Below are 23,540 nucleotides of genomic sequence, written 5' to 3'. Positions count from 1 at the left end.
TATGAGCACCCCCACAACTGCCCGCCTTCTCAAACCCCAGAGCATCTGGCGCACGCCCGAGCTATCCATGCGCTTCTGGCCGGTGTTTTTGCGCAACCTGCTGGTCTGGCGCAAGCTGGCCATCCCCAGCCTGGTGGGCAATATTGCCGAGCCGCTGATGTGGCTGGTCGCCTTCGGCTACGGCATGGGTGCGCTGGTCGGGCAGATCACGGTGAACGGGCAGCAAGTGCCCTACATCCTGTTTCTGGCCAGCGGCTCGATTTGCATGAGCGCCATGCAGTCTGCCTCGTTTGAGGCTTTGTACTCCGCCTTCAGCCGCATGCATGTGCAAAAGACCTGGGACGGCATCATGAACGCCCCCGTGAGCCTGGACAACGTGGTACTGGCCGAAATGCTGTGGGCGGCTTTCAAGTCGCTGTTCACTGTGACGGCCATCTTGGGTGTGATGTTGGTGCTCGGTATCAGCCACAGTCCCAAGCTGCTGGTGGCCTGGCCCATATTGCTGGGGGTGGGCATTACATTTAGTTGCATTGCGCTGATCTTCAATGCGCTGGCCAAGGGCTACGACTTTTTCACCTACTACTTCACGCTGTTCCTCACGCCCATGATGTTTTTGAGTGGTGTGTTTTTTCCCTTGGATCAATTGCCATCTGCGGTGCGGGTCGTCGCCGACTGGTTGCCCTTGTCCAACGCGGTGGCCTTAGTGCGACCGCTGTTCATGGATCAGTGGCCTGCGGATGCGGTGCGGCATCTGGCGGTACTGGCGGCCTATGCTGTGGTGTCGTTTTGGGTGGCGTTGGCGCTTACGCGGAAGCGGTTTGCCAAATGATGAGGTGTCTGGTTGACAGCGGAAGCCGAAGTTCAGAAATTCACCCGAATGGGGATATTCAGCGCCTTACTGGAACGCCAAAGCTAGTTTGGCAAACCGCGGGGCTTGTTGCTATATTTATGATAGCAACTTGCGCACGCTGGATATGAGTGAATGCCGATTTTGCTAGACCACACTGCCACTTTATCCCGCAGCGCTTTGCGGCATAAATTACGTTATGCATTAAGGAGGAAATAATGGGATATTTTCAAGGCTTAACCAACGCAAGCTTCAAAAAAGACCAAAAAGGCAATACGGTATTTTTCCCTTGGGGAGTTCTTGGTAGGGGTCGAGTTATTCCAGACGAACCGACTGAAACAAAAGTTCGTGCTTTTCTTAGTCGTTACTACAAAGTGTCTCTACCAACAATGATTGTTGTTGGCGTAGTCGTAGGATGGGCTTGGTCTTTCCTTCTTATTCCAATCTTTGGTGCCTGGTTTTACTTCGGCTCAAAATCGCTGGTTTCCGAGTACCCTTACAGCGAAGACAAACTAACCCTCAAAGAGGGCTACACAAGCTCAGCGGCAGGTCACAACAAGGTAACTTTGTGGCTTCTCTTCACGTGCTCCACTTTGTTTGTTTTGGCTGGCATTTTCATCGCGAGCGTCGCCACTTCTCCCAGTCAAATAGTTATGGGCTTATTCACGGCCATCTTTTTCGGTGCATGCAGTGCCGCAATCGGGTACATGCTAAAGATGAAACGTAATGCATAACACCGCGTTCCAGGGGACGCGCTACAGCGGGCTTCGCCCGCCTCCGCATGTCCTTGAACTTCGACATTACAACTGCTTCTGAACGCAACGAATTTCTGCATTCAATCTGGAACCATCTTTGCGCCAGATGCCGTCCCTAGCTTGTGGCCGGGGCACTTCTCTTCATAAGTACCCTCCAGCGCCCGTAGTGAAAGCGCAAGCAGCTATCAAATAGATAGCATCAATGCTGCATGCGAATACACCTTTTTGCCCCCCCACAGGCCCATCCTTACCCATCGCCCCAAACCGATCATGGCTTTCACCATTAAATTGCACACAATTTAATTGCCAACTACAATTCAACCCATGCCCAGCAAACGCACCCTCCCTGCCAATGACGCCGCCCTGCGGCTGGACAACCAGTTGTGCTTTGCGCTGTACTCCGCATCGCTGGCCATGACCAAGCTGTACAAGCCCTTGCTGGACGCCCTGCAGCTGACATACCCGCAATACCTGGTCATGCTGGTGCTGTGGGAGACCGATGGTCTGAGCGTTTCTGCCTTGGGCGAGCGCCTGTTCCTTGACTCCGGAACGCTCACGCCCTTGCTAAAGCGCATGGAGGCCAGCGGCCTGTTGCGCCGTCAGCGCAGTGCCCAAGACGAGCGCCGTGTGGAAGTGTTTGTAAGCCCCGAAGGCCGCGCCCTGAAAGCCAAGGCCATCAGCATCCCGGCTTGTGTCGTGGCCGCCAGCGGCTGCCCCGTGCCGGAGCTCATGGCTCTCACTGGACAAGTTCAAACCCTGCGTGACCGGCTGACCGGCTCACACGGTTAAACCCCTTCACGATTACCCCCAACCGCTGCTGACGCAGCTTTTATGAAAGAAGCACCATGGTCAACAAGATCGAAAAAGTCATCTACACCGCCCACGCCACCTCCACTGGCGGCCGTGACGGCACCACACGCACTTCCGACAGCCTGTTGGACCTGAAGCTGGCAGTGCCGAAAGAAATGGGTGGCGCTGGCGGCGGTGTGAACCCTGAGCAGCTGTTTGCTTCCGGCTACAGCGCTTGCTTCATTGGCGCCATGAAGTTTGTGGCCGGCACCCAGAAGATAGCCCTGCCTGCGGACACCAGCATCAACGCATCGGTAGGCATCGGCCAGATCCCCCAAGGCTTCGGCATTGAAGTCGCCCTGGAAGTCAGCATCCCCGGCATGGACCGCGCTGCTGCGGAAGCCTTGGTGGCCAAAGCCCACGAAGTCTGCCCCTACTCCAACGCGACACGCGGCAACATCGAAGTGAGCATCACGATCGTTTAATCGCGATCTGCCCTGCGGTGCTCCGGCGCCGCAGGCCCCACAAGCCGGCACGCCTCAGGGCGCGTCGGCTTTTTCTTTGCCGCTTGCAGTTTGCTGTGCATGCACCTCCTCGCGCAAGTGCCGCACCTCCAGGCGCAGGGCATGGATTTCGCGCAGCAACTCACTGTCCACCGCGCGCTCTTCCACCTCCACCAGCATGGCCGCTACCGACGCGGTCACCAGCGACAGCACCGCCAGCCCCATGAGTACCACCAGCACCGCAAAAAAGCGTGAAGCGTGTGTGCTGGGCACAATATCGCCATAGCCCACGGTCGCCGCCGTCGTGAAAGCCAGCCACAAGCCGTCGCTATAGGTTTCTGCGCGTGGCTCCAGCACCCAGAAGCCCAGGCCCCCGATGCCCAAAATCAACATGCACAGCCCCAGCGAATACGCCAGACCCCGGCGGCCGATCACGAGTTTGTGGAGTTTGACTTTGCGCATGCAAGCACTGTAAGAGTGCCCGGAGCGGCAGACTTTGACCTGCATCAATCGGTGCAAGCCCCTGCGTCTGCAAACTTGGTGTCAGCCCGGCGGAGCATGATGCGCAGATCACCCGAATAACAACGATGGAGACGCGATGAGATTGGCTTTGTTGTCCGACATACACGGCAACCTGCAGGCATTGGAAGCCTGCCTGGCCCATGCACGCGCGCAAAAAGCACAGCGATTTGCATTCTTGGGGGACATGGTGGGTTACGGCGCACAGCCGGCAGAGGTGGTGCAGCGCATCATGCTGCTCACCGAAGAAGGCGCCATCGTGCTCAAGGGCAACCATGACGCCATGGCGGTCGCACCCCCTGCAGTACCCAAAACCATCGGCGACAGCACCGCCGACTGGACGCACCGGCAACTCAGCAGCAGCCAACGGGAATGGATCGCCGCCCTGCCCCTGACCCACCACATGGACACGGTGCTGCTCGTACACGCCAGTGTGGACGCCCCGGAACTCTGGCGCTATGTGTACGATGAGCGCAGTGCCACCGAGAGCCTGAACGCTGCCGGCGCGCTACCCGATGTGCGCTATGTGTTCGGCGGCCATGTGCATTTGCAAAGCCTGTACTACCGGGGCACCAGCGGGCTGATGAAGTTCACCCCGCAGGCTGGTGTGGCCGTACCGGTGCCCAAACACCGGCACTGGCTGAGCACCGTGGGCTCGGTCGGCCAGCCGCGCGACGGCAAGCCTGAAGCCATGTACACCCTCCTCGACACCGAGCGCCAACAGCTGACCTTTTACCGGGTGCCGTATGACCATTTCGCGGCGGCCACGGCCATCCGCGCAGCGGGCCTGCCGGATTTCTTCGCCCAGCGCCTGGAGCAAGGCCGATGAAACTACTCGAACCGGGCGAGGTGCTGGACGGCTTCCGTATTGAAGCTTGCATCCACTCCGGCGGCATGGCCCATATTTACCGGGTCGTGTATGCCGACGGGCGGCCGGGGCCCGGCTTTGACATGGCCATGAAGGTCCCCCGCATGACCGCGGGCGACGGGGCGGAGAACATCGTCAGCTTCGAGGTGGAGTGCCAGATCATGCAAGCCCTGAGCGGCCCGCATACCCCCCGGTTTGTAGCCGCTGGCGATCTGGTGCACGTGCCCTATCTGGTCATGGAATACGTGCAGGGGCGCACCCTGCAGCACTGGCTGGATGGCCCACAACTAGATGTGGCCGACATCACGCGTCTGGGCGCAGCCGTAGCCCGCGCCGCCCATGCACTGCACCAGCAAAACACGGTGCATCTCGACCTCAAACCCGCCAATGTGCTGATCCGCGAGGACGGCAGCGCAGTGCTGCTGGACTTCGGGCTCTCTTGCCACGCGCACTTTCCGGATCTGCTGGCCGAGCAATTGCGCAAAGCGGTGGGCTCGCCGGCGTGGATTGCCCCCGAGCAGGTGGTTGGCGTGCGGGGCGACCCGCGCAGCGATGTATTCGCCATCGGTGTCATGCTCTACCAGCTCTGCACCGCAGAATTGCCCTTTGGGGAGCCGCTGACCCAGGCCGGCCTGCGCCAGCGCTTGTGGATGGACCCGGTGCCGCCACGCAAGCGCCGCCCGGAAGTGCCTGCCTGGTTGCAAGAGGTGGTCTTGCGCTGCCTGGAGCCGGAGGCCGCCAAGCGCTACCCGTCGGCCGCGCATCTGGCCTTTGACCTGGCACACCCGACCCAGGTGCATGTCACCCAGCGCGGCACCAACATCCAAGGCACCCCGTTTCGCACCCATTTCAAGCGATGGATCAAGGCAGCGGGCATGCACTACCAGCCCAGCCCCTTGCCGGCCCAACAGCTCGAAGAAGTCCCCATCGTCATGGTGGCCGTGCCGCACAAAGATGCGAGTGACGCCACCCTCTACAGCCTGCGCCAGGCGGTCGCCAGATCACTGGGCACCCGGCCGGGCGCACGGCTGGCGTGTGTGACCGTCATCTCCGGCAGCCAGACCAGCGCCTCGGACGACAGCAAGAGCGAAACCCATGTGCACCGGCGCTACCTGAGTGCGCTGCGCCAATGGGCCCAGCCGCTGGACCACCCCGGCCACCAGATGTCGTGCCATGTCCTCGAGAGCAGCGACGTGGCACAGGCCCTGCTGGACTATGCGCGGGGCAACCAGGTGAGCGTGATCGTCATGGGGGCGGCCACCCACGGGCTCAAGACCCAACGCTTTGTCGCCACGGTGCCGATCAAGGTGGCAATGGAGGCGCCCTGCACCCTGATTCTGGTCAAGCAGGCCTTGCCTTTCGAGCACTTGGGTGCAGACGTACGCACCACCGCGTCAGCGGGCTACTCAGACTCCGACGCCGAGTCGGGAGGCCTCTCCGGCTACGGCGACGACCTCGGCCCGCTAGGCTGAACGGACTGCCGGGAGCACCACGCCCGGGCGGCAAAGCGGGGGACAATGCCCGCATGAACTCCCCCACCGCGCCCGGCGCCGCCCATCCCTTTGAAACCCTGACCCCGGACGTGGTGCTCGACGCGCTGGAGAGCGTGGGCTTGCGTGGCGACGGGCGGCTCACCGCCCTCTCGTCGTACGAAAACCGGGTTTACCAGGTCCAGCTCGAAGACGGCGCGCCGGTGGTGGCCAAGTTCTACCGCCCCGAGCGTTGGAGCGATGCACAAATTCAGGAAGAGCACGACTTTGCCGCCGAGCTGATGGCGGCCGAGATTCCGGCCGTCGGCCCTTTGGTACTGAACGGCCAGACCCTGCACCGGTTTCAGGATTTCAGCTTCAGCGTGAGCCCGCGCCGCGGCGGCCGCCCACCTGAACTTGACGATGGTGAAGTGCTGGAGTGGATCGGCCGCTTTCTGGCGCGTATCCACACCGTAGGCGCGCGCCGCCCGTTTGTGCAGCGCCCCGCACTGGATGTCCAGACCTTTGCGGTGGAGCCGATGCAGTGGCTGCTCGCGCACGACTGCGTGCCACTGGATGTGCAGACCCTCTGGAGCAAGCGCTGCCAGGAAGCTATTGATTTGATAGCTACTCGCGCAGATATGGCGGGCGCTACAGGCCAAAACAAGACCAATTCCAGCGGTATACGCCAGCTGCGCCTGCATGGCGACTGCCACCCCGGCAACATTCTCTGGACGCCGACCGATGCCGCGGCCAGCGCCGGTCCCGGCCCGCATTTTGTGGACTTGGACGACGCGCGCACCGGCCCGGCAGTGCAAGACCTGTGGATGCTGCTCAGCGGCGACCGGCAGCAGCAAACCCGGCAGCTCGGCATGCTGGTCGATGGCTACGAGCAATTCCGCGAGTTCGATCGCCTAGAGCTGGCCCTGATTGAGCCCCTGCGCACGCTGCGCCTGATTCACTACAGCGCCTGGCTGGCGCGGCGCTGGAGCGACCCGATTTTCCCGGTGAACTTCCCGTGGTTTGGCAGCAGCGATTACTGGAAAGGCCAGATCCAGATGCTGGAGGACCAGATCGAGGCCATGAGCGACAACCCCCTGATCGTATGAGCGAGGCCTTGAGCAACACCCCGATTGCGCCGGTCTGGTGGACCGTGACCCACTTCGGCTCGTCCAGCCTGCTGTTGCCGGCGTTTGTGTTGGTGGCATTCGGGCTGTGGCGCAGTGGCGCACAGGCCGCTGCCCGCCACTATGTGGTGGCCATGACGGCTGCGGTGGCACTCACCGTGACCAGCAAGTGCCTGTTTTATGGCTGGGGCATCGGCATCGCCGCGATCGACTTCACCGGCGTGAGCGGCCATGGCCTGCTGGCCGCGGCCATATTGCCCTTGTTGCTACGGGGTTTGCCCGGCCGGTGGGGGCGCGAACTCGGCGCTCCGCTGGGTGCCGCGCTGGCCCTGCTGGTGGGCGTTTCGCGGGTCGTGGTCGGCGCGCACAGTGTGAGTGAGGTCGTGGCCGCCTGGCTGCTCGGGTTGGCGGTCAGTGTGCCGGTGGTGCGGCGTTTGGGGCAGGTGCCTTTGCGGCACCCGGCTTCCCGGTGGGCGCCCTGCCTGCTGGTGCTGGCCTTGAACACCAGCACCGCCACGTACCTGCCGACCCATGCGATGGAGGTCCGGATTGCGCTCTGGCTCTCGGGCAAGGTCCAACCGTTTCGCCGGCACCAGTTGCATCAAGCGGCACCAGCACCTGCCACCTTGGCCCCGGCTGTGCCGGCCGGTGCCCATTAAGCGAGTACGTCAGTCACGCCATACCGCGGTGCATAGCCCAGCAGGCGGGCGGCCTTGGCATGAGAAATCAAGGGCTCGGCGCCGGTAAATTCAGCCGCGAACTGCGTTACTTCGGGCCAGAACTCGGCCATCAAGGCGCGGCCATCGCGGCCGGTCCAGTTGTGCGGGCCGGTGATGAAAAAGGCTTCGTGCTGCTGCTCCAGCTCGACTTCGAGCGCCAAGCGGTGTGCAATAGCCACATCGCGGGCATCCACAAAGGTCCACAAGTTTTTGTACCAGTTGGGGTACTCCGCCACCAGCGAGCGGTAAAACGGGCGCTGGGCATCGTCCGGCAGCCAGACCCACGGCATGCGCAGGCACACGGTGCGCAGCCCAAAGCGATCGGAATAGGTTTTGCAGATTTGCTCACTCACCACTTTGCTCAGGCCGTAGGGGTCCTGCGGGCGGGCCGGGTGGGCCTCGTCCACTGGGATGTACAGGGGCGCCAGCCGGTGCGCCGCAAAGGCAAAACCCATGGTCGATTCGCTGGAGGTGAACACCACCTTGGCAAGGCCATGCTGGGCAGCGGCTTCGAGCACATTGAAGGTGCCGTTCACATTCACATCAAACACCCGTTTGGCCGGGTCATTGAGCGGGTGCGGAATGCCCGCCACATGCATGACCGCGTCATAACCGGCCATGGCTTGCAGCACCGCATCGAGCTGCAATACGTCAACGGCATGGTGCGCCACATCATTGCGAGCAGGGGCTGCCAAATCGAGCACCCCCACGGTGTACCCGTGCTGCACCAGATCGTCCACAATGTATTTGCCGACGGCCCCGGTGCCGCCTGTAACCAGAATTTTTTTCATGGCGCCATGGTAGCGGCGCCCACCGTTCCCGGAGTGAAGCGCGCGTGACAACCCTGAACCTGATAGGTGCCGGCCGTGTGGGCCGCACATTGGCCACCTTGTGGACACGGCATGGCGTGTTCGAGATTCAAGATGTGTTGACCAGCAGCTTGGCGAGTGCACAAGCCGCGTGCTCCGCCATGGGCGCGGGCACGGCGGTAGCCACCATGCAGGCCATGCGTCCGGCCGATGTGTGGATGGTGGCGGTGCAGGATGCGCGGATCGCCGAAGTCGCCAGCGCGCTCGCCGCCACGCAACCGTCCGGAACCGCTGCCCCCATCGTCTTTCATTGCAGCGGCGCCCAGAATGCCGGCAGCTTGCAGCCCTTGGCCGACGCGGGTTGGCGCACGGCCAGCGCGCATTGCATCTTGAGTTTTGCAGATGTCGGGTTGGCGGTGCAGCAGTTCGCGGGCACGGCGTGTGGGCTGGAAGGTGACACCTCCGCTTGCGACACTTTGCGCTCGGCATTCGATGCGATTGGCGCGCAGACGTTTGGTGTGGCTAGCGAGGACAAAGTGCTCTATCACGCGGCGGCAGTGTTTGCGACCAACTTTCTGCCAGTGATCCAGTCGGTCGCAGAAGCTGCCTGGACCCGCACTGGTGTACCCGCCCACTTGCTGCCGCACCTGCGTGCGACCTTGTTACGCAATGCGGTGGACAACATCACCCGGCTGGGTCCGGCCGGTGCGCTCACAGGCCCTGCTGCGCGCGGCGATGGGGCCGCCATCGAGCGGCAGGCCGCGGTGGTGAAAGCATGGGATGTGCCTAGTGGCGACGCCTACCAGGCCCTCAGCGCATTGGCGCTGCGGCTGGCAGGGCATTGAAATTCCGCAGCGTTTTACTGCGGGCGCAGAGGCCAGGCGGCCCAAAGCTCAGGCGCCCAGTGGGCAGCCCCTCCGGCCAGAGCGGCCAGGACTGCCAACAAAACCACGCCCAGAACGACACCTGAGAGCATGGCCAAGCCGTCTTCAAACACCAGCCCCAAGCCGATAAGCAACAGGGCCGCTGCCGGCACGACATTGCCGAACGGAATCGGCAAAAAAATGATCAGCGCCATGGCCGCCACAAAGGGCGCAAGCCAGACACGGTGACCGGGCTGTAGCCACCAACGCTGCCGGGTCCGCATGACCCGGGAGGCTTTTTCATAGAGCCACGCCAAGGTGTTGAGCGCACGACGCGCCATGGACGGCGACAACTGGAAGCGGCCCACCTTGCGGGGCATGACCAGGCGGGGGTAATAGCGCCAGATCATCCAAGCCACCATCACCATCCCCATGGAAAGCAACATGCCCGCGCCGGGCACGGGCAAGAGGCAGGGAACTGCGAGCACCACCAGCAAGGCCCCCGGCCCTGCCCGGCCATGCAGCCGGAACAGTTGCTGCAGGCTCAGCGGCTGGTCCTGCAGCGCGGTGGCTGCAGCCCGCAGCCGTTCGGCCTGCGTGTGGTGAACGCTCATGCGTGGTTTTCGTTCTTGCTGGTGCGCACGCTCAACCACATGGTGGCAGCCAGGATACCGATCACCACGCCCAAGGACACGCCCACCGGAATCTTGTAGATATCGATCAAGCACATCTTGGTACCAATGAACACCAGGATCACAGCCAAGCCGTAGTTCAACAGGTGGAACTTGTTAGCGACAGCTGCCAGCAGGAAGTACATCGCACGCAGACCCAGAATCGCAAACACGTTGCTGGTCAAGACAATGAAAGGGTCGCTGGTGATCGCGAAGATCGCAGGAATCGAGTCCACCGCAAAAATCACGTCGGTCAGGGCCACCAAGCAGATCACCATGAACAAAGGCGTTGCGATCTTCTTGCCGTTTTCTACGGTCCAGAATTTTTCGCCGTCGTAGTTCTTGCTCACGGGCAGGATCTTGCGCAGCAGCTTCAGGGCGGGGTTGTCATCCAGGCTAGGTTCCTGGCCTGCAGCCCACCACATCTTCACGCCGGTGAGGATCAGGAAAGCGCCGAACACATACAAGATCCAGTGGAACTCAGCCAACAACCAGCCGCCTACCAGAATCATGATGGTGCGCAACACGATGGCACCAATGATGCCGATCATCAGCACCCGCTTCTGGTAGTGCGTAGGCACCGCGAAGTAGGTGAAGATCAGCAGGAACACAAAGATGTTGTCCACCGCCAGCGATTTCTCGATGAGGTAGCCGGTCAGGAACTCCAGCGACTTGGTGTTGGCGATCTCAGTCGAGCCGGTGGTGTCTTTGACAGCCCACCAGAACAAGCCGTTGAACAAGAAGCTCAAGGCGATCCAGATCAGGGACCAATTAAGCGCCTCTTTGACGCCGATGTCATGGGCGCCCTGCTTTTTGAGGACAACGAAGTCGACGAAGAGTGACACCAGTACGATGCCAATGAACGTGGCCCATAGCCACAGCGGTGCGATTGTTTGCATGTGCAAGACCTCGAAATGGTTGAAACATTCCCTGTAGGTCTTGCGGGAGAGCGCCATGTGGCGCCTCTGCATGTTCCGGCCGGGGCAATGAACCACCCGCGACGTACTGACGAAACATGCAACCCCGGCACCTGCGCGCCGGGAATGCTACTCCCCTAAAGGTGTGCGGATGATGGCAGAGACAAAGTAATCCCCGCAAGCACTCAGGGCATTCCGGGCCTCAGAATGCTATCAAATCAATAGCTACCAGCGCAATCAATTAGAGCGCCAGAAGGCTATTTGGCTTGAAACATGGTCCGCCAAACCAATCGCACATACCCCAACAAGCTGAGCACGGCCACCACCGTCAGCACCTGTTGGTGCACATGGTTTTCAGCGAAATCCAACTCTTCCGTCACCAGGTGGTAGACCGAGAGCGCCACCAAGACGGCGGCCACCTGGATGCCCTTGGCGTTGGGCGCGAACTGCCGCTCGGACAGGCGTATCCACACTTGGTGCCCCAACAAACCGGACAACAGGCCCAAGCTGGTCCCCACGACCACATCCCCGGGCCAATGGGCACCCACCGCAATGCGCGACAAACCTGCGCCGGCCGCCAGCACCATCAGCACCCAGCCGAACTGCCGGCGCTGCACCGGGGTCAGTGCGTAGTAAATGCCGGAGGCCACCGCGAAAGCGGTGAGCGTGTGCCCGGAGGGCATGGACACGTTGTGCAGCAACTCGCCGACCACCCGCATCTGCGCGTTATCGACCACTGCGGCCGGGCGCGGGCTCTCAATCAGGAACTTGCCGGTGCGGGCAAACAAGACCGCAAATGGCGCGGCGCACAGCCAGGCCAACATCAAACGCGGAGCGAGCACCAACAAAGGCGCCGTGACCGCCAGCAAACCCCAGCCATTGCCCAACAAAGAGAGTCCGGTCCAGAACTCTGCCGCCAGGGGCGCACACCACTGGTTGATCGCCACAAACAGGGCGGGCTCCCAGGTCTGCAACCACAGGGGCGTGCCGAGTACAAAAATGACCAAAGGCCACCACCAGCTGTGGGGGGCGACCGGGCTGGCCAGAGCGTGAGGGCTTGTGGAGGTGGACAACATGGCGTTCAGTTCCGGGAAATGGGCGCGAGTGTAAGGCGCGGCTGCGGTGTGGCGCCTGCCCAGCCGCGGCAATCGTAAAAACGGAAGCGGGCCAATGGCATGCCGATGTGCTGCACCGGCAGGCTTTCGAGCAATTGGCAAGTGGCAAACCCCTGCGCTCCCACCGGCGGGTCGTAGGCCATATGCGACCAGTCCACCAGCAACGCACCTTCGCCTGCGGGCAACGGACCGGACCACAGCTGGAATTGCGAATCGCCCTCCTCCAGCACAAACACGGGCAGTGGCCGCGCGTACCAACCCAGGCGGCTCGCCAATGTCCAGTTTTGCACCGCCACCCGCGAGAGCCCGTGCTGAGCAGCCAAAGCGCTGGCGCGGGCGCCGGCCTCGTCCCAGCCATGCAGGTCTGCAAAAGGATTGGGTTGGGGCGCCACCGCGGCGTCACTCCGGGGCACCAGCGGCCAACCGGCACTGCCCATCAGGCCCAGCAAGGCCAGGCACACCACCGCCTGCAGCACGCCCAGACCTTTCAGCACCGCGCGCATGCGCCCTTGCCAAGCCAGTGCCAGCCCCATGCCTGCGAACGGGGTCAGCGCGACCCAGGCAGGCGCTGTCCAATGCGGCAGCGCAGTGCCACCTCCTGCCATGTAGGCAAAGATCACGAAGGGAACAGCGAACAGGCCCACCAGGCTCCGCATGGCCTGCGGAGCGCTGTGCCACCCGACCACGGCCCACCACCACAAAGGCCCAAACACCACCGCTTGGGTGAGCAAAAAGCGCAGCACATGCACGGCCTGCCACACGCTGCCTTTGCCATGCGCCAGCTGGTAGGCAAACGATATCCAGCCGTTCTGGGCGTTCCACACCAAGACCGGGCTGATCAGCAGGGCCGCGAGGGCCATGCCGCCCCACAAGGCCGGCACACGAAACAGCCGCCAGCCATGGGCTCGCACAAGACACAGCGCAATGGCCACCGCCGTGAAAACCGCCGTGTATTTGGCCAGACCTGCCAGCCCTAGCAAACCACCCATCACCCACCACGGTGCGCTGCGGTGCATGGCACCGGGCTGCATCAGGGTCCAGGTCTGGTGCATCAGAGCAACTGTCAACAGCATCAGCAGGGTGTCGGGCAGCAAGCCAATACCCAGCACATGCAACAAAGGCGCCAGCGCCAAGGCCATAACCGCAGCCAAGGCCGCTTGGTTCGACTTGGCATGTCCTGCCCACATCCGCAAAGTCAGCCGGTGTACACCCCAGACGGTTAACAGCCAGCACAGGCCGGGCACCAGGCGCAACACCGCAACGGGGGCATTCAACGCCACCAAGGGCATTTGCACCCAGCCCACCAATGGGGGATGGTCGAAGTAACTGAGCGCCGGATGGGCGGCATACAAGAGGTAATGCGCCTCATCGACCGACAGGCCCAGCACCGCACCCCACACGGCGTGCAGCAAAAAAACCAGCCACAACACCCGATGGGCGATCCAATGCCTGGAAGGAGGGAACAAAAATTGCAAAGGACGAGTCGGAGGAAAATAAGAATCCCGCAGTCTAATCTGCGCGCCTTATCCCCTTTGAAAGAACACCATGCCCACCTACCACGTTGAAATGTTTGAAGGTCGCTCCCCCGAGCAAAAGAAAAAGCTGGTGGAAGAAGTGACGCGGGTCACCGCGGAAACGCTGGGTTGCTCGCCGGAGGCGGTGGACATCATCATCACCGAGGTGAAGCGCGAAAACTGGTCGACCGGCGGCAAACTGTGGTCTGAACCACGCACGTGAACCCCATCCTGCGGAGTAAACTGTTTCCATGTGTCAATTGCTAGGAATGAACAGCCGCTTGCCGGCCAGCCTGACCCTGAGCTTCACCGGGTTTTCGCAACGGGGCGGCTGCACAGACCACCATTCCGATGGCTGGGGCATCGCTTTCTTTGAAAGCGAAGGCAATCTGCCCGGCAAAGCAGCCCGGCAATTTGTGGACAAGGAAAGTGCAGCAACCTCGCCGATTGCGAAGATGCTCAAGTCCTACCCGATCAAAAGCCACAACGTGGTGGCGCATGTGCGCAAAGCCACCGTCGGTGCGGTGACCCTCGAGAACTGCCACCCCTTCACACGGGAACTCTGGGGCCGCTACTGGGTGTTTGCCCACAATGGCGACCTGAAAGAATTCCAACCGCCCTTGCACGGCAGCTTCAAGCCGGTCGGCAGCACCGACAGCGAACTGGCATTCTGCTGGCTGCTCCAAGAGCTCAACAAATCGCATGTCACGGTGCCCTCGGTCGAGGAGTTAACCAACACCCTGTCGGAGTTGGTGCCCCAAATCGCGCGGCACGGGACCTTCAACTTTTTGCTCAGCAACGGTCAGGCGCTGTGGGCCCATGCCAGCACTAAGCTGTGTTACGTGTCCCGGCAACACCCGTTCCCAGAAGTACAGCTCAAGGATGAGGATGTGACGGTCGATTTGTCTGACCTCAACGGCCCCGAGGACCGCCAGGTGATCGTGGTGACCGAACCCTTGACGACCAATGAGGCTTGGGTGGCCATGGAGTCGGGTGAGTTGCAAGCCTTTGTTGAAGGCCGGCCGGTTATGCGCGCTGTGTGCAAAACCACCCTGACGGCCGCTGCGGCTGCGGCTGCGGCCCAGCGACAAGCAGAAGAGGCTGCCAAAGCCGCAGCCCTGGCAGCCCCTGCTGCGAATTAACGATCACACGACCTGCTGCGGGTGAATGGCCATAGGGCCGCACCCGCGTCGCACTTAAGGCTTGCAGCCGTACTGGCCTTTTTTGCTGTTCTCAAAATAGCTCAAGTCGCCGCTACACACCGGCTTCACGGCGGGGAATGCGGTCCCGGCCTTGGCCGCGCAGGTGAAGGTACCGGTTTTGGCGTTGAGTTTGCCGGACAGCTTCCAAGGCTTTTCGCAGACCTCTGCAGCTTTCACAGCAGCGGACGCCACGGGCGCGGCGGCTTTTGCAACCCCGGTGACGGTGATGTCGACCGCCCGCTCTGGGCCGCCGCAATTAGGGTGGTTCTGGACGTTCTTGCCGCCCAGCGTGACATGGTAGGAGCCCGGCTTGTCAAAGGTGCGGGTGATCACCAAGGGCACAGGGGTGCTGACGTTACTGACGGCGTCCTTGAAGGTGCCATCACCAAAGCCCACCACGAATCCGCAGTAGTTGGCGTTGATCACATCAATGTTGGCCGTGATGGTCACGGGCTCGCCCACTTTGACGTTGGTGGACGACGCCGTGATCGTGCCAAGGAGCTGGGCTTGGGCAGCGCCGGCGAGCAAGAGGCTTGCGGCAGTCAGGATGGAAGCGAGAGTACGTGATGTCATGGGGCGGTCTCCAAAGAATTGCGAGCCGCTGCACCCGGTTGGCCAGCGCGCTACAGCAGCCATTGTGTGACTAGCTCGCCCATAGCGCTAGGGGCTGATTGGCCGCTTTTGCAGCGAAACCGGCTATCTGTGAACTATGTCAGCCCCCAATGCGGACTTATTTGGCAAACAAACGGCCGATGTCCGAAAACGCTTTCACTTCAATCGCGTTACCCGAGGGGTCCAAGAAGAACATGGTTGCCTGTTCACCCGGCTCGCCTTTGAACCGGATGTAGGGCTCAATCACGAACTCCGTGCCTTGCGCTTGCAGGCGGGATGCCATGGCCTCCCAATCCGCCATGGGCAACACAATACCGAAATGGCGCACCGGCACGCCATGGCCATCGACCGCGCTGCGGGCCGCACTGCCGCATTCGCCAGGTGAAAGGTGGGCCACGATCTGATGCCCATAGAAATTGAAGTCGATCCAATCCGGGGAACTGCGGCCCTCGGGGCAGCCCAGTGTCTCGCCATAAAACCGGCGGGCGGCCGCGAGATCGTGCACCGGAAAAGCCAGATGAAAAGGCGACAAAGGCGCCGGGTTGGTAGCAGGCACCGGCATCACCACCGCAGTAGATTCAGACATACAGACCTTTCAAAAAAAGGAATAGGCTCAAACGCCGGGGTGAGCCGCCACCGCCGCTTCCAGCGCGTCGATAAACATCACCGGCACATTGAAGCCTGTTTGGTCGGTGATCTCCTGGAAGCAGGTCGGGCTGGTGACGTTGATTTCGGTCAGGCTGTCACCAATGATGTCCAAACCCACCAAAAGCAAGCCACGTGCGGCCAAGATGGGCCCCAAGGCTTCTGCCACCGCACGGTCGCTGTCGGAGAGCGGCTGAGCCACCCCTTTGCCCCCTGCAGCCAGATTGCCGCGCACCTCACCCCCTTGGGGAATGCGCGCAAGGCAAAACGGTACAGGCTTGCCGCCGATGACAAGCACCCGCTTGTCACCTTCACTGATGGCGGGCAAAAACTTCTGCACCATCAGGGTCTGGGCACCGTCTTTGTTGAGGGTCTCGATGATGCCGCCGAGGTTCAAGCCATCGTCTTTGACGCGGAAGATCCCCATGCCGCCCATGCCGTCGAGCGGCTTCAAAATGATGTCGCGATGCTCGGCATGAAAGCGCCGCACATCCTCAGCATCCCGTGTCACCAACGTCGGACCAATGAACTGGGGGAACTCGAGAATCGCCAGCTTCTCGGGATGATCCCGCAAAGCCCGCGGCTTGTTGAACACCTTGGCACCCTCGCGCTCGGCTTGCTCCAAGAGGTGGGTGGCATAAAAAAACTCGCTATCAAACGGCGGGTCTTTGCGCATCACCACACAGTCGAAATCTTTGATGGCCTGCGGGCGTTCGTCCGGCTTGCTCTGGGCTGCGGTGAACCAGACATCGGACTCACCGGTCAGGGTGATATCCCGCACATAGGCGGTGACCATGCCGCCGCGCTGCCACATGATGTCTTTGGGCTCGCAGGCGCTGATGCGGTGGCCGCGCTTCTGGGCCTCGCGCATCATGGAAAAGGTGGTGTCTTTGTAAATCTTGAAGGATTCCAGCGGATCGGCCACGAAAAGAATGTGCATGCTGTCTCTTTGCAAAAAATAAGGGTGCTGCCCCAAGGAGGCAACGGAGCCCGTCAAGCCTTGCTTGAGGGCACGCGACCGGTATGTTGCACCAAAAGCGCCAACACGCCTGCCACCACACCCCAAAAGGCGGAGCCGACGCCGGCTATTACCACCCCGCTCAGGGTGACCAGAAAAGTAATCAGGGCCGCCTCGCGGTTCCGCTCGTCTTGCACCGCCGTGTGCAAGGCGCCACCAATGGTGCCCAGCAACGCCAGCCCGGCAATGGCCGCCACCAGCTCTTTGGGAAAGGCCGTGAGCACGCCGGTAATGGCGGCGCCAAAGAGGCCAATCACCAGATAAATAGCCCCGCAAGACGCAGCAGCGGTGTAGCGCCGTTCGGGCCGGGCATGTGCCTCTGGCCCCATGCAAATGGCAGCTGTAATGGCGCTGAGATTCAGTGCGAATGCACCAAACGGAGCCAGCACCAGCGTCATTGCGCCCGTAAGGGTAATGACCTTGGACACGGGGATACCAGCGTCGCCCCCTTGTGCTCGGCGGTCTGCAAAGCCCGCCGCCTGAATCGCCGCCACCCCCGGTAGATTTTGCGACGCCATGGTCACCACAAAAAGCGGCAGCGACATGCTGATGAAGGCCGCGAGCGAAAACGCCGGCGCCACAAACACCGGCATAGTGAAGCCAAAATGAATGTCCGTGCTGATGAATTCAGCGCGAGCAGCTACAAAAACAATAGCAATCAGCAGCGTGAGCGGCACGGCATAGCGCGGAGCCCAGCGCTTGCCCGCCAGGTAAGTCACCAACATCAAGCCCACCAGAGGCAGGGCAGTTTGCGCCGCGGCAAAACCCTGCAAACCAAACCGCGCCAACACCCCGGCCAACAATGCAGAAGCCAGCGACAAAGGGATCTTGTTCATCACCCGTTCGAACCAACCGGTCGCGCCTGCCACCGTGATCAAGACGGCACACAGGATAAAAGCGCCTACGCCGTCCGCCATGGTGAATCCGCCGGCGGTCGCAGCGGTCGCCAGCACCGCGGCACCCGGAGTGCTCCAGGCCACCATCACCGGCTTCCTGAGCCAAAGGGAGGGCAACAAGGTGCACAACCCCATGCCGATGCCCAAGGCCCACATCCATGAGGCCACCATGTCCGGCGTGGCGCCCAGCGCCAGCGCTGCCTGGAACACGATCGCCACCGAACTCGTAAAGCCCACCAATACTGCCACAAAACCGGCCGTGAAGGCCGAGAGACTTAGGTCTTTGAAAAAATGCATGGGCAGATTGTCAACGACCTGAGCAACAGCGGAGCGGCGGGGCTCCATCGCTTAGATTTCGATTTTGGAACCCAGCTCTACAACCGAGTTGTTGGGCAAATTCAAGAAGTCGGCAGCGCCACTCGCGTTGTGGTGCATCTGCGCAAACAACTTTTCACGCCACGGCGCCATGCCCTGACCCAAGGTAGGCACCACCGTATCGCGCGACAGAAAGTAGCTGGTGGTCATGGCGTCTAAGGCGCAGCCGCGGCCCCGCATCTGCTCCAGGGCCTTGGGCACATCGGGGTCGTTTTTGAAGCCGTAGTTGATGATGACTTGCCAGCAATCATGGCCAAGCGACTCGATCTGCAAGCGCTTGTCCAAGCCGATCCACGGCACCTCGTGGCTCTTGACCGTCACAAACAAATTATTGGCGTGCAATACCTTGTTGTGCTTGAGGTTGTGCAGCAGGGCGTTAGGCACACTGCCTTTGTCTGCGGTCAAAAACACGGCTGTACCCTCGACCCGTGCGGGTGGACTAACAAAGACCGCTTCCAGAAAGCTCGATAGATCCAGCGAATCGGCACGCAGTTTTTCGTTGAGCAGTCTGCGGCCGTCTTTCCAAGTCACCATCAGCGTAAAGATCGCGCCGCCGATCGCCAGCGGGAACCAGCCGCCTTCAAAGAACTTGAGCAGGTTGGACGTCCAGAAGGCGAAGTCCACCACAAAGAAAAAGCCGGTGGCGCCGATGCACAGCCACAGCGGATACGTCCAGTTGTAGCGGATGACATAGAACGTCAGGATGGTCGTGATCAGCATATCGGTACAGACCGCAATGCCGTAGGCCGCCGCCAGATTGCTCGAGGACTTGAACATCACCACGGCCAACACAATCGCCACGAACAAGCCCCAATTCACAAACGGCATGTAAATTTGGCCGGTGTCTTTGACGCTGGTGTGGTCAATCCGCAAACGGGGCAGGTAGCCCAATTGGATGACCTGTTTGGTCACCGAGAACGCGCCCGAGATCAAGGCTTGCGATGCGATCACAGTGGCCATGGTGGCAAGGCCGACCAGGGGCAGCAACGCCCAATCAGGCGCCATCAGGTAAAACGGGTTTTTGACCGCCTCCGGGTAGTCCAGCAACAGGGCGCCTTGACCGAAGTAATTCAGGGTGAGTGCCGGCATCACGATAGAAAACCAGGCCAGGCGGATCGGTTTTTTCCCGAAATGCCCCATGTCGGCATACAAGGCCTCGCCGCCGGTCACGCACAAGACCACCGCCCCCAGAATGATGAAGGTGGTGCCGGGGTTGTTCCACATGAAGCCCAAGGCGTAATGCGGGCTGATCGCCCACAAGATCCGCGGCTGGTCAATGATGTGGCTCACGCCCAGAACAGCGATGGTGACGAACCAGACCACGGTGATCGGGCCGAAGAACTTGCCAATGCCGGCTGTGCCACGCTTTTGCACGGCAAACAGGCAAAACAAAATCACCAGTGTGAGCGGGATCACAAAGCGCTTGAAGCCCGGAGATATCACCTCCAGACCCTCCACGGCAGACAGCACCGAAATGGCCGGGGTGATTACCCCGTCGCCATAGAACAAGCAGGTTCCAAAGATGCCCAGCAGCAGCAATACCCGGCGCAGCTGTGGTTTGTCTTTAACCGACTGGGACGCCAGGGCCAACATGGCCACCAGCCCGCCTTCGCCATGGTTGTCGGCCCGCAGGACGAGAACCACGTACTTGATGGAGACGATGACCGTCAGGGTCCAGAAGAAGATGGAGAGAATTCCGTAGATATTCTCTTCCGTGAAGGGGACATGGCCGGAGCCGAAGACCTCTTTGAGCGCGTACAGCACACTAGTGCCGATGTCGCCGTATACAACGCCGATGGCACCAAGCGTGAGTGCCGCGAGAGACGATTTGGATGCTGACACAAAAACCCCCGGCCTGCATGAAGCGCCGGGTTCCGTTCCTTGAGGGACCGCTATTTTGCGCTTTGTAAACCGGCCGGCAAGTACCAAACACGCGTTTCTCGGGCTTTTTCGCTCCGTGTTGCACTGCAGCAACTTGGAGCATCTTGGGCCCGAGAGGGCTTGACGGCGGTCAGTCGTAGCGCTCTGCGTCGGGGTCAGTGGCTTCCAGCTCGTAGCTGGCTGCCAGCATGGCTAGGCGGCCAATCACCCCGTACATGTAGAAGCGGTTGGGTGCACTTCCACCGGGGCGCACACCGGGCTGAGGTAAGTGCGTACTCTCAGCGAAAGCCAGTGGCACGTAGCTGGAGCCAGGGGCGCTGAGGTTCTCGTCGACCCCGCGTTCGGCATGCATCCGGTAAAAGCCACCCACCACATAGCGGTCCATCAGGTAGACCACCGGCTCGGCCACCGCATCGTTGACGCGCTCATTGGTAAGCACCCCTTCTTGCAGAATCAGCTCCAGAGGATCGGGCCCGGCTTCCAAACCAGCGCCCATTTTGCGGAGTTTGGCCTCTAAATCTTTGGTGTCGCGCACCGAAAGAATCGTGTTGCCGCTGGTCCGGTTGTCCGCCTTGATCACGAGGAAGGGCTTTTCCTTGATCCCGTATTCCTTGTATTTTTTCTTGACCTTGGTCAGCATGCCCTCGATGCGGCTCACCAAAGCGGCAATCCCCTCGGCACTTTGCAGATCCACCACGCCGTAGGGTTCGAACATCGGCGTCATCAGCCAATGGTCCACACCGATCAACTTGCCAAAGCGCTTGGCCACCTCTTCGTAGCAACGGAAGTGGGTGCTTTTGCGGCGGGTCGACCAACTGGCGTGCAGAGGCGGCAGCAGGTACTGCTCATGCAAGTCTTCGAGAATGCCCGGCACGCCAGCGCGCAAATCGTTGTTCAGCAGAATGGTGCACGGGTCGAAATCTTTGACCCCCAAACGACCTTTGGTGCGCACTACCGGGTCCAGGGTGATCGAATCGCCGTCGGGCAAATCAATTTTGGTGCTTTTCTTGATGTCTGCGCTGATCGAACCGATACGGACATTCAAACCGGCCATGTTGAAAATGCGCCCCAACTGGGCCAGATTCATCAGGTAGTAGGTGCTGCGCAGGTTGTTGTCAGGAATGATCAGCAGGTTGCGCGCTTCAGGGCAGATTTTTTCAATCGCCGCTTGGGCCGCCTGCACGGCCAAGGGCAGCATGGCAGGGGTCAGGTTGTTCCAGCCACCGGGGAAGAAGTCGGTGTCCACCGGCGCGAGCTTGAAACCCGCATTGCGCACATCGACGGCGGTATAGAACGGGGGCGTGTGCTCCATCCACTCCAAGCGGAACCAACGCTCGATCGCAGGCATGGAGTCCAAGATCCGCTGCTCGAGTTCATTGATAGGACCGGTCAACGCGGTAATGAGATGGGGAACCATGGAGTGGCTTTCTTTGAATAATCGTGACCGGTCAGTTTACAACATGACTGGCTAGGCTAGTAAGTTTCAGTTTAGTCATCATTCGCACACTGCGCGACGGAAAATCCGCGACGCATGGGGCTCAGGCTCTCACTTCGCCCTCGCCCAGCACCACGTATTTCAGCGAGGTCAGGCCCTCGATGCCCACCGGGCCCCGGGCGTGGAATTTGTCGGTGCTGATACCGATTTCTGCCCCCAAGCCGTACTCAAAGCCATCGGCAAACCGGGTGCTGGCGTTCACCATCACACTCGCCGAGTCCACTTCGCGCAAGAACCGCTGGGCGTGCACGTGGTTGGTGGTCAGGATGGCGTCGGTGTGGTGGCTGCTGTACCGGTTGATATGGGCAATCGCTTCGTCCACGCCGTCCACCAACTTCACGCTGACGATGGGGGCCAAGTACTCTTCATACCAGTCTTGCTCGGTAGCGTCTGTGACGTTGGCACCGGCAACACCTTCGAGAATGGCTCGCCCTTCGGCATCGCAGCGCATCTCGACACCCTTGTCCGCGTAGATTTTGCCGATCAGCGGCAAAAACTGGGCGGCTACACCGCGCGCCACCAGCAGGCCTTCCGTCGCATTGCAAGGGCTGTATTTGTTGGTTTTGGCGTTGTCTGCCACTTTGACCGCCATGGCGATGTCGCAAGGATCGTCCACATAGGTGTGGCAATTGCCGTCCAGGTGCTTGATGACAGGCACCTTGGCATCGCGGCTGATGCGCTCAATCAGTCCCTTGCCACCGCGGGGGATGATCACATCCACGAACTGGGGCATCGCGATCAACTGCCCCACCACCTCGCGGTCGGTGGTTTGCACCAGTTGCACCGCATCGGCAGGCAAGCCGGCTTCAGTCAGGGCCTGCTGCACCAGCTTGGCCAGTGCTTTGTTGGAGTCAATCGCCTCCGAGCCGCCCCGCAAGATGCACGCGTTGCCGCTCTTGATGGAAAGGCTGGCAGCCTCGATGGTCACATTCGGGCGGCTCTCGAAAATCATTCCGAACACCCCGATCGGCACCCGCATCTGGCCCACGCGGATGCCGCTGGGCTGCTGCTTCATGCCGATGATTTCGCCGATTACATCGGCCATGGCAGCCAGCTGCTCGCAGCCTTCGGCACAGGTTTCGAGCACTTTGGGGGTGAGCTTGAGGCGATCCACCATCGGAGCAGACAGGCCGTTGGCCACAGCCCGCTCAATATCCTTGGCGTTGTCCACCTGCAGGGCTGCGGTGTTCTCGCGCAGCAGGCGGGCCAAAGCACGCAATGCTACGTTTTTCATAGCAGATGGCGCACGCGCCATGAGGGCGGATGCCACTTTTGCTTGTGAACCAAGGGCCAGGGTGTATTCGGTGGTGTTGGTGGCGTTCATAGCCTGATTTTCGCAGAACACAGAAAGACCCGATCCAGCCCTGCCTACCCTTTGCCTAGGCTGCCCGACCAGCGCTCCAGATCCTGCACCACACCGCCCAAAGCCAGCGCATCGACCACCACCGCAGACCACACCGGTGAGGCCACACGCACGCCGGATTGAAACAATGCCTCTTGCATGCGCTGCTGGATCTGGTGCTGCCATTTGGCAGCATCCGGCATCCCGCCCAGAGAGGCGAGCACCCGCTGCTTGGCCTCCACCATGCCTTGCACACGCATCAGCCGCAGCAGGCGCGTCTGCATCTCAGCTTGGGTAGACACACGGTCGGCCTGTCGGTGGATCGCTTCATTGAGCAACATCTCGGTCACCAGTGCCTCGTCTTGGCAAGTGCGTGTCCAGACGACCTCACCCTCAAAATGCTGCAAACTGCGTTTGAAGGCGACTGAATTGGCATTTAGCGCATGGGTATGAAAAAAGCAGAATCCACGCTCATTCCACTGCTGGGCCTCCACGCGGTGCCAATCCGCCTCATGCCGGTAGTGCAGGCGTATGGAGATTTGGTTGTGGCGCTGCACATGCCGCTGGGCAGGGGTGGCATCGGTCACAC

25 protein-coding genes are annotated in these 23,540 nt (G+C 61.0%); 11 read left to right on the top strand and 14 right to left on the bottom strand.

The genetic code is table 11. The features are described from left to right. Position 1: 1 nt before the first annotated feature. The 4 genes from RAE19_RS10920 (at position 2) to RAE19_RS10905 (ending at position 2,876) form a co-directional block, all read left to right on the top strand. The gene (locus RAE19_RS10920; protein ID WP_313874912.1) at positions 2–829 is read left to right on the top strand and encodes an ABC transporter permease; all 828 of its coding nucleotides are present in this window, start codon (positions 2–4) and stop codon (positions 827–829) included. A gap of 236 nt (positions 830–1,065) precedes the next feature. Further along, positions 1,066–1,581 carry a hypothetical protein gene (locus RAE19_RS10915; RefSeq protein ID WP_313874911.1) on the top strand — a complete coding sequence of 172 codons (516 nt, stop codon included), beginning with the start codon at positions 1,066–1,068 and terminating at the stop codon, positions 1,579–1,581. 345 nt (positions 1,582–1,926) lie between these two features. After that, complete coding sequence (locus RAE19_RS10910; RefSeq protein ID WP_313874910.1) at positions 1,927–2,391, top strand: MarR family winged helix-turn-helix transcriptional regulator; 465 nt, start codon at positions 1,927–1,929, stop codon at positions 2,389–2,391. 56 nt (positions 2,392–2,447) lie between these two features. Beyond that, a complete protein-coding gene (locus RAE19_RS10905) occupies positions 2,448–2,876 on the top strand; it encodes an organic hydroperoxide resistance protein (RefSeq protein WP_313874909.1) in 429 nt (142 codons plus the stop codon). A 54-nt stretch (positions 2,877–2,930) separates the two neighbouring features. Here RAE19_RS10905 and RAE19_RS10900 read toward each other — a convergent pair whose 3' ends face one another. After that, a complete protein-coding gene (locus RAE19_RS10900; protein WP_313874908.1) occupies positions 2,931–3,356 on the bottom strand; it encodes a potassium channel family protein in 426 nt (141 codons plus the stop codon). A 136-nt stretch (positions 3,357–3,492) separates the two neighbouring features. Here RAE19_RS10900 and RAE19_RS10895 point away from each other — a divergent pair, with 136 nt between their 5' ends. From RAE19_RS10895 to RAE19_RS10880, 4 genes are read left to right on the top strand one after another with little or no spacing between them, the layout of a single operon-like run. Next, the gene (locus RAE19_RS10895; RefSeq protein WP_313874907.1) at positions 3,493–4,242 is read left to right on the top strand and encodes a metallophosphoesterase family protein; all 750 of its coding nucleotides are present in this window, start codon (positions 3,493–3,495) and stop codon (positions 4,240–4,242) included. Continuing rightward, entirely contained in the window at positions 4,239–5,753 is a 1,515-nt protein-coding gene (locus RAE19_RS10890) for a serine/threonine protein kinase (protein ID WP_313874906.1), read from the top strand. Before RAE19_RS10895 ends, RAE19_RS10890 begins: the two co-directional genes overlap by 4 nt. 53 nt (positions 5,754–5,806) lie before the next feature. Beyond that, entirely contained in the window at positions 5,807–6,859 is a 1,053-nt protein-coding gene (locus RAE19_RS10885; RefSeq protein WP_313874905.1) for a serine/threonine protein kinase, read from the top strand. Continuing rightward, positions 6,856–7,536 (top strand): phosphatase PAP2 family protein, encoded by a 681-nt coding sequence (locus tag RAE19_RS10880; RefSeq protein ID WP_313874904.1) that lies wholly within the window; start codon positions 6,856–6,858, stop codon positions 7,534–7,536. Before RAE19_RS10885 ends, RAE19_RS10880 begins: the two co-directional genes overlap by 4 nt. Here the strand turns inward: RAE19_RS10880 and RAE19_RS10875 are convergent. Then, entirely contained in the window at positions 7,533–8,387 is an 855-nt protein-coding gene (locus RAE19_RS10875) for an NAD-dependent epimerase/dehydratase family protein (RefSeq protein WP_313874903.1), read from the bottom strand. The genes RAE19_RS10880 and RAE19_RS10875 overlap by 4 nt on opposite strands. A 44-nt stretch (positions 8,388–8,431) precedes the next feature. Between RAE19_RS10875 and RAE19_RS10870 the strand changes: the two genes are divergently transcribed. Next, on the top strand, positions 8,432–9,250 hold the full coding sequence (locus RAE19_RS10870) for a Rossmann-like and DUF2520 domain-containing protein (RefSeq protein WP_313874902.1): 819 nt from the start codon (positions 8,432–8,434) through the stop codon (positions 9,248–9,250). Between the two features lie 14 nt (positions 9,251–9,264). Here RAE19_RS10870 and RAE19_RS10865 read toward each other — a convergent pair whose 3' ends face one another. The 4 genes from RAE19_RS10865 to RAE19_RS10850 all read right to left on the bottom strand — a co-directional run bounded on the left by RAE19_RS10865 (position 9,265) and on the right by RAE19_RS10850 (position 13,401). Next, positions 9,265–9,882 (bottom strand): exopolysaccharide biosynthesis protein, encoded by a 618-nt coding sequence (locus tag RAE19_RS10865; protein ID WP_313874901.1) that lies wholly within the window; start codon positions 9,880–9,882, stop codon positions 9,265–9,267. Continuing rightward, positions 9,879–10,838, bottom strand: coding sequence for a TerC family protein (locus RAE19_RS10860; protein WP_313874900.1), 960 nt, complete (start codon positions 10,836–10,838; stop codon positions 9,879–9,881). Before RAE19_RS10860 ends, RAE19_RS10865 begins: the two co-directional genes overlap by 4 nt. 275 nt (positions 10,839–11,113) lie before the next feature. Further along, positions 11,114–11,932 (bottom strand): phosphatase PAP2 family protein, encoded by an 819-nt coding sequence (locus RAE19_RS10855; protein ID WP_313874899.1) that lies wholly within the window; start codon positions 11,930–11,932, stop codon positions 11,114–11,116. Positions 11,933–11,937: 5 nt separating this feature from the next. Continuing rightward, positions 11,938–13,401, bottom strand: coding sequence for a glycosyltransferase family 39 protein (locus tag RAE19_RS10850; RefSeq protein WP_313874898.1), 1,464 nt, complete (start codon positions 13,399–13,401; stop codon positions 11,938–11,940). Between the two features lie 115 nt (positions 13,402–13,516). On the opposite strand from RAE19_RS10850, the gene RAE19_RS10845 reads away from it, so the two are divergent. Further along, complete coding sequence (locus RAE19_RS10845; protein WP_087496029.1) at positions 13,517–13,708, top strand: 4-oxalocrotonate tautomerase; 192 nt, start codon at positions 13,517–13,519, stop codon at positions 13,706–13,708. 28 nt (positions 13,709–13,736) lie between these two features. Then, positions 13,737–14,627: a class II glutamine amidotransferase gene (locus tag RAE19_RS10840; protein ID WP_313874897.1), complete on the top strand. Its 891-nt coding sequence runs from the start codon at positions 13,737–13,739 to the stop codon at positions 14,625–14,627. A 54-nt stretch (positions 14,628–14,681) separates the two neighbouring features. Here RAE19_RS10840 and RAE19_RS10835 read toward each other — a convergent pair whose 3' ends face one another. The 8 genes from RAE19_RS10835 to RAE19_RS10800 form a co-directional block, all read right to left on the bottom strand. After that, the gene (locus tag RAE19_RS10835) at positions 14,682–15,260 is read right to left on the bottom strand and encodes a PKD domain-containing protein (protein ID WP_313874896.1); all 579 of its coding nucleotides are present in this window, start codon (positions 15,258–15,260) and stop codon (positions 14,682–14,684) included. Positions 15,261–15,417: 157 nt separating this feature from the next. Further along, positions 15,418–15,885, bottom strand: coding sequence for a VOC family protein (locus RAE19_RS10830; protein ID WP_313874895.1), 468 nt, complete (start codon positions 15,883–15,885; stop codon positions 15,418–15,420). A 27-nt stretch (positions 15,886–15,912) separates the two neighbouring features. Further along, positions 15,913–16,884, bottom strand: a complete 972-nt coding sequence (gene gshB, locus RAE19_RS10825) for a glutathione synthase (RefSeq protein ID WP_313874894.1) — start codon at positions 16,882–16,884, stop codon at positions 15,913–15,915. Positions 16,885–16,937: 53 nt separating this feature from the next. Further along, positions 16,938–18,155 carry a benzoate/H(+) symporter BenE family transporter gene (locus RAE19_RS10820; protein WP_313874893.1) on the bottom strand — a complete coding sequence of 406 codons (1,218 nt, stop codon included), beginning with the start codon at positions 18,153–18,155 and terminating at the stop codon, positions 16,938–16,940. A 51-nt stretch (positions 18,156–18,206) separates the two neighbouring features. After that, positions 18,207–20,075 carry a potassium transporter Kup gene (locus tag RAE19_RS10815; RefSeq protein WP_313874892.1) on the bottom strand — a complete coding sequence of 623 codons (1,869 nt, stop codon included), beginning with the start codon at positions 20,073–20,075 and terminating at the stop codon, positions 18,207–18,209. Positions 20,076–20,244: 169 nt separating this feature from the next. Further along, positions 20,245–21,531, bottom strand: coding sequence for a glutamate--cysteine ligase (gene gshA / locus RAE19_RS10810; protein ID WP_313874891.1), 1,287 nt, complete (start codon positions 21,529–21,531; stop codon positions 20,245–20,247). 121 nt (positions 21,532–21,652) lie between these two features. Further along, positions 21,653–22,933 (bottom strand): glutamate-5-semialdehyde dehydrogenase, encoded by a 1,281-nt coding sequence (locus RAE19_RS10805; RefSeq protein ID WP_313874890.1) that lies wholly within the window; start codon positions 22,931–22,933, stop codon positions 21,653–21,655. 44 nt (positions 22,934–22,977) lie between these two features. Further along, positions 22,978–23,538: a hypothetical protein gene (locus RAE19_RS10800; protein WP_313874889.1), complete on the bottom strand. Its 561-nt coding sequence runs from the start codon at positions 23,536–23,538 to the stop codon at positions 22,978–22,980. Positions 23,539–23,540: the final 2 nt, after the last annotated feature.

The sequence above is a fragment of the Rhodoferax potami genome, assembly GCF_032193805.1.
Classification (GTDB): domain Bacteria; phylum Pseudomonadota; class Gammaproteobacteria; order Burkholderiales; family Burkholderiaceae_C; genus Allorhodoferax; species Allorhodoferax potami_A.
Note: the sequence above shows the minus strand (reverse complement) of the source record. Positions and strands in the feature narration are given on the sequence as shown.

Bases quoted from the DNA above. Each gene is read 5' to 3' on its own strand.
- RAE19_RS10920 (WP_313874912.1), top strand. From the start codon at position 2: ATGAGCACCCCCACAACTGCCCGCCTTCTCAAACCCCAGAGCATCTGG.
- RAE19_RS10915 (WP_313874911.1), top strand. From the start codon at position 1,066: ATGGGATATTTTCAAGGCTTAACCAACGCAAGCTTCAAAAAAGACCAA.
- RAE19_RS10910 (WP_313874910.1), top strand. From the start codon at position 1,927: ATGCCCAGCAAACGCACCCTCCCTGCCAATGACGCCGCCCTGCGGCTG.
- RAE19_RS10905 (WP_313874909.1), top strand. From the start codon at position 2,448: ATGGTCAACAAGATCGAAAAAGTCATCTACACCGCCCACGCCACCTCC.
- RAE19_RS10900 (WP_313874908.1), bottom strand. From the start codon at position 3,356: ATGCGCAAAGTCAAACTCCACAAACTCGTGATCGGCCGCCGGGGTCTG.
- RAE19_RS10895 (WP_313874907.1), top strand. From the start codon at position 3,493: ATGAGATTGGCTTTGTTGTCCGACATACACGGCAACCTGCAGGCATTG.
- RAE19_RS10890 (WP_313874906.1), top strand. From the start codon at position 4,239: ATGAAACTACTCGAACCGGGCGAGGTGCTGGACGGCTTCCGTATTGAA.
- RAE19_RS10885 (WP_313874905.1), top strand. From the start codon at position 5,807: ATGAACTCCCCCACCGCGCCCGGCGCCGCCCATCCCTTTGAAACCCTG.
- RAE19_RS10880 (WP_313874904.1), top strand. From the start codon at position 6,856: ATGAGCGAGGCCTTGAGCAACACCCCGATTGCGCCGGTCTGGTGGACC.
- RAE19_RS10875 (WP_313874903.1), bottom strand. From the start codon at position 8,387: ATGAAAAAAATTCTGGTTACAGGCGGCACCGGGGCCGTCGGCAAATAC.
- RAE19_RS10865 (WP_313874901.1), bottom strand. From the start codon at position 9,882: ATGAGCGTTCACCACACGCAGGCCGAACGGCTGCGGGCTGCAGCCACC.
- RAE19_RS10860 (WP_313874900.1), bottom strand. From the start codon at position 10,838: ATGCAAACAATCGCACCGCTGTGGCTATGGGCCACGTTCATTGGCATC.
- RAE19_RS10855 (WP_313874899.1), bottom strand. From the start codon at position 11,932: ATGTTGTCCACCTCCACAAGCCCTCACGCTCTGGCCAGCCCGGTCGCC.
- RAE19_RS10845 (WP_087496029.1), top strand. From the start codon at position 13,517: ATGCCCACCTACCACGTTGAAATGTTTGAAGGTCGCTCCCCCGAGCAA.
- RAE19_RS10840 (WP_313874897.1), top strand. From the start codon at position 13,737: ATGTGTCAATTGCTAGGAATGAACAGCCGCTTGCCGGCCAGCCTGACC.
- RAE19_RS10835 (WP_313874896.1), bottom strand. From the start codon at position 15,260: ATGACATCACGTACTCTCGCTTCCATCCTGACTGCCGCAAGCCTCTTG.
- RAE19_RS10830 (WP_313874895.1), bottom strand. From the start codon at position 15,885: ATGTCTGAATCTACTGCGGTGGTGATGCCGGTGCCTGCTACCAACCCG.
- gshB (WP_313874894.1), bottom strand. From the start codon at position 16,884: ATGCACATTCTTTTCGTGGCCGATCCGCTGGAATCCTTCAAGATTTAC.
- RAE19_RS10820 (WP_313874893.1), bottom strand. From the start codon at position 18,155: ATGCATTTTTTCAAAGACCTAAGTCTCTCGGCCTTCACGGCCGGTTTT.
- gshA (WP_313874891.1), bottom strand. From the start codon at position 21,531: ATGGTTCCCCATCTCATTACCGCGTTGACCGGTCCTATCAATGAACTC.
- RAE19_RS10805 (WP_313874890.1), bottom strand. From the start codon at position 22,933: ATGAACGCCACCAACACCACCGAATACACCCTGGCCCTTGGTTCACAA.